The sequence below is a fragment of the Maribacter sp. C-4077 genome (assembly GCF_055378385.1).
In genome coordinates, this window is record NZ_AP038807.1 from 2,963,680 (window position 1) to 2,976,792 (window position 13,113).

The following is a 13,113-nucleotide window of genomic DNA, read 5'->3' on the forward strand; positions in this document are numbered from 1 at the left end:
GAGAATGCGTAAAGAATCAACTTGTTTTTTGTCATGGCGATGCTTGTGGTTGTTAATCGGTTCAAAAAAAAGCGTCTTAAAAAAGACGCTTGAAGATAGTAATTTTTGATGTTTTTTAGTTGGATGAATTCACTTCAATTTCTACGGTATGGCTTACTGGAATTCCGTCATCGGTGAGGCCCTCTACTTTTATTAGGTATTGACCAGGGTTATCTCCAGTAAAGAATTCTAGTTTGTTGTCCCCTTCCTTTTTTAGCATAATGTTGGGTTCCCAGAACAGGGTAGAGCGGTAATCTGGCTTTTCATGTTCTTTTTTGTCTACTGAATAATTAGGGGTATAGAATTCCCTTACCTTGTTGAAACCGGGTATTTTGAATTTTGTGATACCTGGTAATTCACTTGGAGTTTCTCCAAAATCCAAGCCCTTTTCAGTATAAACCGATATGACTCCAGCAGCTCCTCGAGAACCGTAGATAGTAGTATCGGCCCAATTTACATCTAAAAAGCTTATTTCTATGGCCCTTAAGCCCTGCAAATAGGTTATATCGGACCAAACGCCATCAACCATAACTCCTGGAATTGTGCTGGCATTCATAGATTTCGGTCCCCCGGGAAGTTTGATTTGTTGAAATGGATAAGTTCCAGTTATCCGAACACCTGGAATTCTTGCCAATAAATCCATAGCACTTAGGGATTCTCCCCCTGCAATGGAATCACGATACACCCGTCTCGAAAAAGGACCAAAGGAAAGAGAAGCATTATAGGCCTTATTAATTAATTCTTCTTTTGATTTTTTCTTTTCGGTAACTACAACTTCATCCAATTGGTTAACTTCTTTAGGGTCATACTTGAAATCTGCTGCCTTTTTTTTGAATGCGTTCAGAAGGTAGTCGTTGTCTGGCGCGACGAACTTCGTAGTCCTAGTCGAATTCTTTCTGGGAGCAGGTAAATCCATAGGGTAGTCAGGGTCCAAGGCAAAGTCGATGGACTTAGTTTTTTTCGTCGTGCTTTGTGCTTGGAGTACGGCATCCAGACTGTCCTGGAAGTAAAAATTGCCAAAGCTGAACCTTCCGTTAGCGTTGGTTGAGTCTTTGGAATAAATAAGGTCTTCCCCCATTAGTGTAAGGGAGGCCAGACTTTGCCTGGGTTTTTCTTTGTCGTGGTAGCTCACGGTCCTTCCGCTGATGGTAATGCCCTTTTCTGGTGAGAATCGCAGCTTCTTGCTTGTTTTTTGTCGTAGGAGTTCCTGCCACTCGAACCGTCGCCATCCATGGGTGAGCATAAGAGCGTCCAAAAGCTGTTTTCTATCTTGGGAGGCATCCTTGAAAAAATAACCAGCATCGGGAACAGTAGCCCCTACATCGGAGTCGAGCAAAAGCCAACTGCGTATATCGCGGGAATATTCGGAGGACAGGGCATTATGGGAAACCACGCTCATGGAGAACTCACCTTCCAATGAATTTCCTTCGGAATCTGCTAATTCCAGGTCGATTTGAACGCGATCTCTTGTTCCGTAGCTTTTCCTGTCCATATCCATGGAAAGCGATGCGCGCTGATTGGGATTTTCCACGAAGAAGAGCCGTTCGCTAACGGGCTCGCCCTTGGCGGTGAACAAGGTGAACTGTGCCACACCTTCCTTAAGCTGTTCCGGATATATCTTTACGGCATGTTCCTTCGTCCCGTAACCCTTCACCACCTGTTTTAGGAAGACCTCGCCCCTTAGGTGGCCAAGTAATAGTGCTCCCTGCAGTCCGTCCGATAGGTTTGTGGCCACCTGTACCAGGATATATTCCACTCGGTCCGTAACCTTGAGCAGATACCCTTCGTTCATGGCCTTTGGCAGTTCAAATTCATTGTTATAGGACTCTCCGTTCAACCGTGCATAATAGGTCTTTCCTGGAAGTGGTTTAAGGTTGACCATGCCCAGGCCGAACTCCCCACTATTGAAGTCGGTAACGATGTTGCCTTCCCCGTCCAGAATACTGCCACTAGCAGCTAGACCGTTGCCAAGTCCGTCGGTCACCTCGATGCCGAGTTTGGTGGTCATCCCGTAAACGAGCTGTCCGCCTTCCGGGAAAAAGCGCACGATGGTACGTGATGCAGGTTCCGAAGCATCATCTTCGCCGTTTTCCTTGGAATTGCCTAAGTCTTGGGAATTTTCAGGAAAATTGGATGTGGTCATGCTCTGCATCCAAATGTGGATATTCTTTTCGAAGAGTATGGGCTCGTCCTCATTGAGCATGTATTTTGTATAGGCCCTCAGAGTATATTCGCCCTGTTCAAGTTCTTGGTCCAACCTAATTTCGCCCTTGGACCCCGGGCCCAAAGCGAATTGTTTCCTTCGTTCCACGACCTGTCCGTCCGGGCCTACCAGTTCCACATGAACGACCTTGCTCTTGTTGCTTGCCCTGTGGTCTATACCATCCACCAGATATGCCTTGAACCAGATGGTCTGGCCATTGGTGTAGAAGTCTTTGTCCGTCTGCAGGTAGGTCTTCTCGGGCCTTTCGTCATTGCTGTAAAGCATTAGTTTGCCCAGTATATTGTCGAGTTGCAGGCTTTCCTGTTCGGGCGTATCGAAGGAAATTAAGCCCATTATGGAAAGACAGCTTAAAAAGAGAAAAGGAGGTAATTTTTTCATAGCGAAGTATTTACTTCCTTTAAAATACTAAAAATAATAATAATGTAAGGAAATTCCTTAGTGAGCTTCCTTTTTTAAGTAATCCCCAAAATTGGCCTTAAACCGATTCAACCTGGGAATGGAAACGTTACGGATGTAGGAATTGTTAGGATGTTTTCTTTCGTAATCCTGGTGGTAGTCCTCCGCATCATAGAACTTGGTAAAGGCAGTCACTTCTGTGGTAATGGGCGCCCCGCCGTAAACATCTTGGTCTTTCAACGCTTGTATGTAACTGTCTATGATTTTCTTTTCCTGCGCGTTCTTATAAAAGGCAATGGAGCGATATTGCGTACCCCGGTCCGGTCCCTGACGGTTTAAGGTCGTTGGGTCGTGCGACCCAAAAAATACCTGTACCAATTCCACAAAGGAAATTTCAGATGGGTCATAGTAGACTTCAACGGCTTCTGCATGGGAACTCTGTCCGCTTCCAACCATTTCATAGGTGGGGTTTTCTTCGGTGCCCCCGGCGTAGCCCGAGATTACTTCCTTTACTCCCCTAACACTTTCAAAAATGGCCTCCACGCACCAAAAGCAACCACTGGCAAAGTAGGCCGTTTCGTATTTGCTGAGGTCCTGTGGACTCAATTTTTCAATTTTTTCCGATGTTGCAGTCCTTTCAGAGGCGTTCTCCGAAATTGTTGCAGGTTTGGTTTTGGACTGGCAACTTGTGGCCAACAGAATGGCCATTACCATAAGGGAATGTTGTATGAACTTCATTGTAATTGGTTTTTTGTGCGCATGTTTAGTAGGAAAAATACAAAGTACTTACCTCAAAAAAGGTTAAAATATGTTAAGGATAGTGGGTGACGACTTAATTTTATCCCATGAACCCTCATCGCGGGGTTCGTTATTGTGGTTTAAACATCTTTGTAAACTTAAATGTTTAAAATCAAGCTAATAACCTAATTTTAATTGTGTGAACGAACTGGAGCAATTACTTTTTTCATATTCCGAAAAGTCCATTCCCATCTTGGATGAGGCTTTACCGATTGAAAACTATGTATCGTTGGATTTATCCAGTTCGAATTCCGATTTGAATGGTGTGAACATTACCGACCCAAACGAATGCCAATCCTACATTGACTCTATTTTAAAAAGGCAGGGAGGTAAGGTTGCCCATGGCGGTTATTTGGAACAGAGAAATCTCTATGCCGATAAGTCCGGCTTCAATGAAAAAACACAACCACCAAGAAATATCCATTTGGGAATCGATTATTGGGCGCCAGCCGGCACCAAAGTAATAACTCCTTTGGATGGAGTGGTCCATAGTTTTAAGAACAATGCGATCAGGGGCGATTATGGACCCACCATAATTCTGGAGCATAATATACAAGGTTTGGTCTTTTATACACTATATGGGCATTTAAGTTTGGAATCGTTGGAAGGACTATCGGTTGGGAAGGAATTTAGGGTCGGAAGCATACTGGCTACCTTGGGAACTCCGGAAATCAATGTAAATTACGCCACGCATCTGCATCTTCAGGTTATCCAGGATTTAAAAGGCTACGAGGGCGATTATCCGGGCGTATGTGCCCAGGTAGACCTTGATTTTTACAAGAAGAATTGCCCAGATCCCAATCTGCTATTGAAAATTTAATCTAAATAATTCCTCGATGGCTTTGCCTCGAGGTTTCCGATTATACCTACCCTTCGGGGAGGTGGGAATTGTCTTTTCGCTCCCGATAGTTATAAGGACCGTGTGGGGTAAATGTAAAATTTCGGTTCCCGATGGTAATCGGGATGAAACTGGCGGAATACCCCTATTACCTGCCTATGGAATACTCGGTTTAAAGAAATTTTTTATTCTGCTCGATTAAAAACACCTTTTTTCGATAACCTGTTTTTTGTGCAAGGTCCATTCGTCGAGCGAATTTTACACTTAATCCGGATCGGTGCAGCTTATCGAGAAACCCCTGTTTTTCAACGAAAGGCACCCCCCTTAAATACGCTTGCGGTAGTTATAATAATGTAACAAACGCAAGTCATGAAAACAGTAGCGACCATCTTCTTCATCTTCTTCATAGGAACCGCGGCCAATGCACAGGACAAGGCTGAGACTTTAAAGGTAGAGACCATCGAAATGGGCATCGTTACCGAAACGGCTCCGATAAAAAAGATGGAGGTAAAACAGGAAGTGGCCCGTTTGTACCGGTTCAAGAACTCAAGGGTAAAGAAGGAACTTTCCTTTACTACCAAAGCGAACAGCCCTAAAATGGCTTAACCTATACCAGTATCCCCTCGGTATCCCTTCCTGCCCAAAGGGCAGGTTTGGGGCTACCCCTTCAAAAGTTTGTAAGCTCTTTCAGCCTTTTATAAATGATTCCGTTGTGACGTGTAAGAATCGGGATTTTTTACCGATGAAATGCGTAAAAACATCGGTGAACCATAATTTTAATTGTAGGAAAATACGTATTATCGATTGTTGTTCGTCGAAAAGTTTGAATTTCATCGGTAAAACCTGACATTTCATCGAAACTCAAATTTTAAATCGGCAATGTTGGAGTTATATACAGACCAAATCTACCTACTAATGAAAACTATTCTTAGTTTAATGCTTGTTATTTGCATGGGGACTTTTGCCCAAGCTCAGAAAGCGGAAATTGAAGTGAAAGTGAGTACCATTTCAATGCCCATAGCTGAACCCATGGACCAAACTAATTTGGGTGAAAAGTTCCCAGCGGTAACAGGTATTTTCGTTCTAAAGCATTCGAGGGTCAAGCGGGCCCTATCCTTTATCGTGGAGGAAAAAAATGAAAAACTGGCCTAATCCATCGATGTTTCGGTCACGTTTTCCTCTAGGACTACGGGTCCTAGGATGTCCCAAACATTTTCGGCAACAATTTTTTGACCTTCTGCCGTTGGATGTATGCCGTCTTCTAAATTTAGTTCAGGTTCGCCTGCAACCCCTTCCAATAAAAACGGGATCAGCAAAATATCATTTTCCTGTGCGAGATCGGGGAACATACTTCTAAATTCTGAGGTATACTCCAACCCCATGTTTGGCGGAATCTGCATTCCGGCAAGTATGATAGTGGTTTCCGGATTTTTTTGGCGCACGGCATCGATGATCATCTGAAGGTTTTCCCTGGATTTGTCCAAGGGAATCCCCCTGAGTCCGTCATTGGCACCAAGTTCCAACACAAAAATATCCACCTCTTGGTTCAAGACCCAATCCAATCTATTGAGTCCCCCGGAGGTAGTTTCACCACTCAGTCCGGAGTTGATAACGGTGTAATTCAATCCCAGGGAATCAAGGCGCTTCTGTATCAGATTTGGGAATCCCTGTTCTGTTTCCAGTCCATAGGCGGCGGTAAGGCTGTTCCCAAAAAATAGGATTACCTTGTCATCCGCAGTTTCCCCCTGTTCAAGGGTAACATCGTCTTGGTTCGTATTGTCCTCCGTATTTTTTTGTTGTTTCTGACCTTCACCACAGGCAATAAGGGCGAAAAAAGCCAAAAAATAACTAAACTTTAATACTTTGTGCATCATGGTTTCTTCTAAAAATAGAAATCATTTGTTTATTTTGTTCGCTTGTACCAAATGATTTATGGCAAAGATATTAAACGTACGCAATCTTAGGAAGACCTATAAAAGCGGTTCCAAGGAATTGACCGTTTTGGACGGGATTTCCTTTGAAATTGAAGCCGGCGAAACCTTCTCCATTGTTGGGCCCTCCGGAAGTGGAAAAACGACCCTTTTAGGTCTTTGTGCAGGATTGGACCATGTGGATGAGGGTAGTATTGAGCTCTGTGGGGTGGAACTAAGTAAGTTGGACGAGGATGAACTGGCCTTGTTGCGAAACCGGAAGGTGGGTTTTATTTTTCAGGATTTTCAATTATTGCCCACATTAACGGCCCTTGAAAATGTTAGTGTCCCCTTGGAATTACAAGGCAAACCCGATGCCCAAAAGGTGGCCAGGGATTTGTTGGATAAGGTAGGTCTTGGGCGCAGGTACGATCATTATCCATCGCAATTATCTGGTGGTGAGCAGCAGCGCGTAGCATTGGCGCGTGCGTTTTCCACGACCCCCGATATTTTATTTGCTGACGAGCCAACCGGAAACTTGGACGAGGAAACCGGGGAAAAGGTGATCCAGCTGTTGTTCGAACTGAACAAGGAAATGGGAACCACCTTGGTTATCGTAACCCATGATCTGGACCTGGCACAGCTCACCCAAAAGATAATCCGACTGAAAGGCGGTAAAATTATTTCCAATCAAACCAAAACCCTAGCTTAAATACCTTGGAGACCTCTACCAAAACCCGATTTTCTTGGCTGTTAAAAATGGCTTGGCGCGATGGCAAGGCCAGTGGAAAGCGACTGTTCCTGTTTATGGGCAGTATAATTTTGGGGATAGCGGCGGTGGTTTCCATCCAATCGTTTAGTCAAAACCTAAAGGAAAATATCGGTGGGCAATCAAAGGCCTTGATGGGTGCCGATTTTCTAATTGACAGTAACGAGCCCGCCAATGAGCGGGTACAACAAATCATGGATTCCTTGGGTGGCGCGGGCGCAAAAGAAGTAAAGTTTGCCTCTATGGCGGCTTTTGTAAAGAACGGTGAAACCAAATTGGTTCAGGTGCGGGGCGTGGAAGGAAACTTCCCGTTTTATGGGGAATTGGAGACGGAACCAGCTTCGGCTGCTGCTGATTATCAAAAAAAAGGGGGTGCCTTGGTAGATGCCACTGCCATGATTCAATTTGATGTAAGGGTAGGGGATAGCGTAAAATTGGGGAACATTACCTTCCCGATTGTCGGCTCCTTGATAACCGCTCCCGGAAGTACGGGCATTGGAACATCCGTAGCACCACCTATCATCGTACCGTTCGAGTACATGGAACCTAGCGGTTTGTTACAAAAGGGGAGTCGCTTGGAATACGCCTATTACTTCAAATCCCCGGAAGCTGACCTGGAACAACTTGACAAGAAAGTGGACCCCTTGCTGGACGAACAAAATGCCGATTTGGATACCCATACCTCTACCAGTGACCGATTGGGGAGAAGGTATAACAATGTGGGTCGTTTTTTAAATTTGGTTGCTTTCATTGCCTTATTGCTGGGATGCGTGGGAATCGCAAGCTCCGTGCATATCTATATCAAGGAAAAACTAAGGGCGGTGGCCGTATTGAAATGTTTGGGCGCCACCAGGAAACAGACCTTCCTGATTTACCTTATCCAAATAGCAGGCATGGGCCTGTTGGGAGGGTTCATTGGCACGGTCATTGGACTACTGCTGCAGCAGACCTTTCCCATGATTTTACAGGAATTTCTACCGTTTGAGGTTGAAATCTCAACTTCGTATTCCGCAATAGCCGTCGGTTTGATTTTAGGGGTGCTCATGTCCGTCTTATTTGCCCTTTCCCCGCTGCTAAATACCTGGTTCGTGTCCCCATTGCAGGTATTACGTGTACAGGACAACATCGGTACAAAATCAAGAAAGGCACAGATTTGGGTGGTTTTGGCCATTGTACTTTTTGTTTTTTTGTTCGCTCTGTGGCTTTTGGAAAACCTAAAATACGCCTTGGGTTTTGTGGTTGGAATCCTGATTACCTTTTCAATTTTGGCCGGAGTTTCCATCCTTTTCATGCGCTTGGTTAAAAAGTATTTTCCAAAATCATGGAGTTTTACCTCACGCCAGAGTCTGTTGAATCTATTCCGACCCAATAATCAAACCGCTGTACTGATCTTGGCGATTGGAATTGGGACTTTTTTGATCAGTACCTTGTATTTTACTAAGGACTTTTTACTCGCGAAGGCGGTGGTGGAATCCAACGAAAAGAGCCCCAATATCATTATGTTCGATGTGCAGACGGGACAGAAGCAGGATGTCATCAATACCGTTGCTCCAAAAGGATTGCCCATTTTGGATAACATCCCGATAGTTACCATGCGGATGGAGCGTATCAAGGACCGTAGCGTCAATGAAATTCGATTGGATACTACCACAAGTATAAATAAGTGGATACTCAACCATGAGTTTCGGGTTACGTATAGAGATTCGCTCATAAGCTCTGAAAAATTGGTATCGGGCACCTTTGTTGAAAAAATGCCTCAAACTGGCCCCGTTCCCATTTCATTGGCGGATAATGTAGCGAGGGATGCCCAGGTCGTTGTGGGTGATACCCTACTTTTTAATGTACAGGGCATGCTTATGGAAACCGTTGTTGGTAGCATACGAGAGGTGGATTGGGGCAGGATGCAATTAAACTTTTCAATCGTTTTCCCAACCGGGATTTTAGAAAATGCGCCGCAGTTTCATGTACTTACGACCAATGCTCCGGACAAGTCGGCATCGGCCAAGCTACAAAGGGAATTGGTAAAGAAATTTCCCAATGTTTCCATTTTGGACTTACGCCAGGTGATTACCCTCATTGAAAGTATCTTGGACAAAATTTCATGGGTGATAAGCTTTATGGCCTTCTTTAGTATCCTTACGGGAATTATTGTCCTGATCGGTTCTGTTCGAAACAGCAAGTACCAACGAATTCGGGAAAGTGTGCTTCTGAGAACAATAGGGGCAAAAAGCAATCAAATTCTAAAAATTACAGCCTTGGAATACCTGTATTTGGGTATTTTGGGAAGCGGTATCGGGGTATTGTTGTCTTTATTGGGCAGTCAGTTGCTCGCATACTTTATTTTTGAAACACCTTTTGTACCCTCTTGGATTCCATTTTTGATTGTACTTCCCGGAATAACATTATTAGTGCTGACCATAGGTTTGTCCAATAATATTTCGGTGTTAAAAAGTCCGCCGTTACAGGTTTTAAGGAAGGAGACAAACTAGTTTTATTTCTTCGGATTTGTTCCGGGTCGGCTACTTCTCTACCCAAAAAACGGTCGGTCAAACGTCCTTTTTATCGGTAAGTGGAAAATAGATGTGGTTCCGTATATCGACCTTTTTTTGCACTTTATCCAACAAAAATCGAATGACCGAAAAATGTTGTATTTCAGCGATATATAACCATATCACCTTCCTTGCCGAGTTAGCTTTATATAACCCAAATCGATGTTATGAAAGCTATTTTAACCTTTTCCCTAGTACTTTTTTTCGGAGGAATTTCCTTAGCTCAGGACGCTAACATCAATCAAAAAGTGGCTACGCTACAAGAAGACGTAGTTTTGGTTGCGTCCCATTTGGAAACCAAGAACGTAAAAGGGTTGTATACGAAAGGACAAACCGGAATTGCCAGGTTGTACCGTTACAAAAATTCCAGGGTTAAAAGTGCTTTATTTTTCACAACAAAGAACAACAAGCCTAAATTGGCATAAAAATTGACCTACTTAATACACGGTACTTTTGGTACCGGTCACCTTAAACACAAAGCTATGTTAGTATCCATCACACTTATTGCCACATTATTGATTGCCACGTACTTGGTGGTTTTTCCAAAAACTAAGGGAACGCTTAAGCCGATCAAGATTCCGGTGGACCAAAACAAAAGATAAATCTTTGGGGGGTCAAGCGCACCCTCTTCCTTTTGTCATTATTTTACCCCAGGTTGCTTTATCGAATAATTTTCTTTGGCCTTGGCCTCATCCACTTGGCGTTTAACATCTGCCAACAAGGCCTTTGAGTCATAGATTATTCCGTCCTTGATGGTGTATTTCACCCCGCCAACGCGAACGACCTCATTATCTTCGGTGAGTTTTATGGCACCCGTTCCGTAAAGTACTTTTAGATTTTTAAGCGGATTTTCTTCGACAATCGCGAAATCTGCGAATTTTCCAATGGCAACACTGCCAATTTTATCATCCATGCCCAGTGCCTCGGCGCCATTCAATGTTGCCGACCTGATAATCTCCAATGGATGAAAACCGGCTTCACGTAAGAGCTCCAATTCCCGAATGTAGGCGAAACCATAAAGTTGGAAAATGAAACCGGAGTCCGAGCCCGTTGTTACGCGGCCACCCCTGTTTTTGTACTCGTTTACGAAGGTCATCCACAGGTCGTAGTTCTTTTTCCAGGCCACTTCCTGCTCTGTACCCCAATCATGCCAGTATGAGCCATGGGAAATCATACTGGGCTGGTAGAACTCCCAAAGGGATGGAAGGGTGTAGTCCTCATGCCATTCCGCTCTTCGGGCCCTTTGCAAGTCCCTGCTCGCCTCATAAATATTAAAGGTAGGGTCTAGGGTAAAATCCAGCTCCAACAATTCGTTCATAACGTTATTCCAATGCTCTGAATAAGGGGCCGCCGCTTGCGACCAGAGATTGCCCGCATTTTCAAATCGGTGTTGCTCGTTCTGATAGTTGTAGTCCAGAGGATAATCCTGTACCGTTCTATCATCAAATAATGCTTCTGGAAGCCCGTACCAATGTTCCATGGAGGTCAGGCCTGCACGAGCGGAGTGCAAGACGTTCCACCGGGCCACGCTCAATTGCGCGTGATGGCATGCGGAACCCAACCCCAATTTTTTGTTTTCGTCCAAGGCGGCGGCCATGATTTCCGGCTCCGCGCCAAAAAACTTGATTCCGTCCGCACCTTTTTTCGCATTGGCCCGTACCCATTCCCGTGCCTGTTCCGGAGTTGAGATTGGGATATCGTTAAGGGGGTTGAAGGACTTGCTAGTCTGCCCAAATCCGGTGTAGGCCATGATCCTTGGGGCTATAATTTCATTTTGTTCACTTTTCCTTTTTAGGTCCATCGTGAAGTCTACGCCCCTTCCGCTAGGTTCGCGCACGGTGGTAATGCCATGGGCCATCCAGAGTTTAAAGACATAATCCGGCTCCGCGCCTTGGGCCTTTCCACCAATATGGCCGTGCATATCTATGAGTCCGGGCATTAGGTACATGCCCGTACAGTCCAATTCCTTGCCCCCGGGTTTCAATTGCGGTCTATCCGACTCCTTGATCTTTACTCCCGGATAGCCTACCACTTGGATGTCCTTAATAATGTTGTTTTCAACAACAATGTCAATGGGTCCTTGTGGGGGAGCGCCATTTCCGTTGATGAGCATGACCCCTCTAATAATCAGTTGGGAGTGGGGTCCATCGCCTTCCAAGGATTGCGCAAAGGCTAGGTTTAAAGAAAAAACTAACAGGACTAAAGGGAGAAGAAATTTGTTCATTTGGTTATAGGTTGATTAAAGCCAAATATTTATTAGGCCTTTTAAATATAGGAAATATCGGGTTATGCTGTGCAGGCCCATGCCCAGTTTCAAATAAATTTATAAAGTGCGTTAATACGATTTTGGGAATTTAGGCTACTGGGGACAATTGCTGTTTTATTTCCTGAAACTTGATAATGTAATTTGTTCCTTTTTTACTTGTATCCTTTTGGATGGATCCCTTAAGTTGCCTAGTAAGGTTGTGAATTAATTTAAGGCCAAGGGATTTTGAATTTTTGTAGTTTATGGTATCGGGAAAACCAACGCCATTGTCCCCTATATTTAGTACATAATGTCTGTCGATTTCCTTTTTTAGGGCGATATAGATTTCCCCTTCCTGATCATCGGCAAAACCATATTTTAGAGCATTGGTAACGGCCTCATTGATCAAAAGGCCTAATGGAATGGCCGTATCGATACCTAATTTTATTTCTGGAATATCGATTTTTAACTGTACTTTACTGTCCAGGCCTTTAATAGACCGTATCAAATATTCGCTAAGTTCCTGCACATAGGATTTGTATTCGATCTGACTAATATCTTTTCGCATGTACAACATTTCATGGACCATGGCCATGGAAATAACCCGGTTCTGGGTGCTCTTTAAAAGATTTCGCATTTGGGTCTCCTCCACATTTCTTGTCTGTAAGCTCAATAGGCTGGACACGGTCTGTAGATTGTTCTTGACCCTGTGGTGTACCTCCTTTAAAAGCATTTCCTTCTCGTGCATTTGTCGCGTGAGTTCTTTCTTTGACTTGTAGAGTGCGTTGTGGGACTTCAATAAGTCCTTTCCAAAAATACTGCCCAATAAAAAGAGGGAAAACGACACAGAAATTAGACTAAAAATACTTCTGAACTCAATGGGAACAAGGTTTTCCGTAAAGCTCAATTGGGGAAAACTCTGTGAGAATATGAATAGAATAATGGCAAAGGTCAAGTATAGGAAAAACCTGCCGTGTTTACGCGTATTCACATACCCTGCAAAAACCACCAACGCCAGCATAAATATAAAGCTACTATTGATGCCTCCACTGTAAAGTGTTACTATCAGAGCGGTTACAAGGGCCATCAATGAGGATATATAGTACGTTAAACTTATTTTTTTGGTGACTTGGTAGATATAGGTATTTGCAAGATTGGCAAGGCCATAGATAAAGAGTACATGTGGGATAATTTCTGTAATGTTCAACAAAAACAGGCAAATGAGTCCGAAAACAATGGCCAAGGCACTGGTGATGTAATTTACCTTTAGAACTAGCTTTGTTTTCTCCCTTAGGTATTCTTGCTCTATATGAGAATCTGGCATACTAACGATTTAAAAAATTGG

At 43.9% G+C, this 13,113-nt stretch carries 11 protein-coding genes; 6 read left to right on the top strand and 5 right to left on the bottom strand.

All coding sequences use genetic code 11. The annotated features are described in order from the left end of the window. Positions 1-115: 115 nt before the first annotated feature. Both ACZ41C_RS12750 and msrA read right to left on the bottom strand, forming a co-directional pair. A complete protein-coding gene (locus tag ACZ41C_RS12750; protein WP_464561952.1) occupies positions 116-2,641 on the bottom strand; it encodes an MG2 domain-containing protein in 2,526 nt (841 codons plus the stop codon). Between the two features lie 57 nt (positions 2,642-2,698). Further along, positions 2,699-3,397 carry a peptide-methionine (S)-S-oxide reductase MsrA gene (gene msrA / locus ACZ41C_RS12755; RefSeq protein ID WP_464561954.1) on the bottom strand — a complete coding sequence of 233 codons (699 nt, stop codon included), beginning with the start codon at positions 3,395-3,397 and terminating at the stop codon, positions 2,699-2,701. Between the two features lie 199 nt (positions 3,398-3,596). Here msrA and ACZ41C_RS12760 point away from each other — a divergent pair, with 199 nt between their 5' ends. From ACZ41C_RS12760 to ACZ41C_RS12770, 3 genes are all read left to right on the top strand, one after another. Next, entirely contained in the window at positions 3,597-4,277 is a 681-nt protein-coding gene (locus tag ACZ41C_RS12760; RefSeq protein WP_464561957.1) for a peptidoglycan DD-metalloendopeptidase family protein, read from the top strand. A gap of 387 nt (positions 4,278-4,664) precedes the next feature. After that, complete coding sequence (locus ACZ41C_RS12765; protein WP_464561959.1) at positions 4,665-4,901, top strand: hypothetical protein; 237 nt, start codon at positions 4,665-4,667, stop codon at positions 4,899-4,901. Between the two features lie 309 nt (positions 4,902-5,210). Beyond that, on the top strand, positions 5,211-5,447 hold the full coding sequence (locus ACZ41C_RS12770; protein ID WP_138257623.1) for a hypothetical protein: 237 nt from the start codon (positions 5,211-5,213) through the stop codon (positions 5,445-5,447). Here ACZ41C_RS12770 and ACZ41C_RS12775 read toward each other — a convergent pair. Further along, entirely contained in the window at positions 5,444-6,169 is a 726-nt protein-coding gene (locus ACZ41C_RS12775) for an arylesterase (RefSeq protein WP_394347768.1), read from the bottom strand. The genes ACZ41C_RS12770 and ACZ41C_RS12775 overlap by 4 nt on opposite strands. A 58-nt stretch (positions 6,170-6,227) precedes the next feature. Between ACZ41C_RS12775 and ACZ41C_RS12780 the strand changes: the two genes are divergently transcribed. The 3 genes from ACZ41C_RS12780 (at position 6,228) to ACZ41C_RS12790 (ending at position 9,948) form a co-directional block, all read left to right on the top strand. Next, complete coding sequence (locus tag ACZ41C_RS12780; protein ID WP_138257624.1) at positions 6,228-6,917, top strand: ABC transporter ATP-binding protein; 690 nt, start codon at positions 6,228-6,230, stop codon at positions 6,915-6,917. 47 nt (positions 6,918-6,964) lie between these two features. Next, positions 6,965-9,463, top strand: a complete 2,499-nt coding sequence (locus tag ACZ41C_RS12785; protein WP_138257719.1) for an ABC transporter permease — start codon at positions 6,965-6,967, stop codon at positions 9,461-9,463. 227 nt (positions 9,464-9,690) lie between these two features. Then, on the top strand, positions 9,691-9,948 hold the full coding sequence (locus ACZ41C_RS12790) for a hypothetical protein (RefSeq protein WP_464561964.1): 258 nt from the start codon (positions 9,691-9,693) through the stop codon (positions 9,946-9,948). 215 nt (positions 9,949-10,163) lie between these two features. On the opposite strand, the gene ACZ41C_RS12795 is transcribed toward ACZ41C_RS12790, so the two are convergent. Both ACZ41C_RS12795 and ACZ41C_RS12800 read right to left on the bottom strand, forming a co-directional pair. Continuing rightward, positions 10,164-11,747, bottom strand: coding sequence for an amidohydrolase family protein (locus ACZ41C_RS12795; RefSeq protein ID WP_464561966.1), 1,584 nt, complete (start codon positions 11,745-11,747; stop codon positions 10,164-10,166). 130 nt (positions 11,748-11,877) lie between these two features. Continuing rightward, positions 11,878-13,092 carry a sensor histidine kinase gene (locus tag ACZ41C_RS12800; protein ID WP_138257627.1) on the bottom strand — a complete coding sequence of 405 codons (1,215 nt, stop codon included), beginning with the start codon at positions 13,090-13,092 and terminating at the stop codon, positions 11,878-11,880. Positions 13,093-13,113 lie beyond the last annotated feature (21 nt).

Excerpts from the sequence above, each read along its gene's own strand:
- ACZ41C_RS12750 (WP_464561952.1), bottom strand. The coding sequence starts at position 2,641 with ATGAAAAAATTACCTCCTTTTCTCTTTTTAAGCTGTCTTTCCATAATG.
- msrA (WP_464561954.1), bottom strand. The coding sequence starts at position 3,397 with ATGAAGTTCATACAACATTCCCTTATGGTAATGGCCATTCTGTTGGCC.
- ACZ41C_RS12765 (WP_464561959.1), top strand. The coding sequence starts at position 4,665 with ATGAAAACAGTAGCGACCATCTTCTTCATCTTCTTCATAGGAACCGCG.
- ACZ41C_RS12770 (WP_138257623.1), top strand. The coding sequence starts at position 5,211 with ATGAAAACTATTCTTAGTTTAATGCTTGTTATTTGCATGGGGACTTTT.
- ACZ41C_RS12775 (WP_394347768.1), bottom strand. The coding sequence starts at position 6,169 with ATGATGCACAAAGTATTAAAGTTTAGTTATTTTTTGGCTTTTTTCGCC.
- ACZ41C_RS12780 (WP_138257624.1), top strand. The coding sequence starts at position 6,228 with ATGGCAAAGATATTAAACGTACGCAATCTTAGGAAGACCTATAAAAGC.
- ACZ41C_RS12785 (WP_138257719.1), top strand. The coding sequence starts at position 6,965 with ATGGCTTGGCGCGATGGCAAGGCCAGTGGAAAGCGACTGTTCCTGTTT.
- ACZ41C_RS12790 (WP_464561964.1), top strand. The coding sequence starts at position 9,691 with ATGAAAGCTATTTTAACCTTTTCCCTAGTACTTTTTTTCGGAGGAATT.
- ACZ41C_RS12795 (WP_464561966.1), bottom strand. The coding sequence starts at position 11,747 with ATGAACAAATTTCTTCTCCCTTTAGTCCTGTTAGTTTTTTCTTTAAAC.
- ACZ41C_RS12800 (WP_138257627.1), bottom strand. The coding sequence starts at position 13,092 with ATGCCAGATTCTCATATAGAGCAAGAATACCTAAGGGAGAAAACAAAG.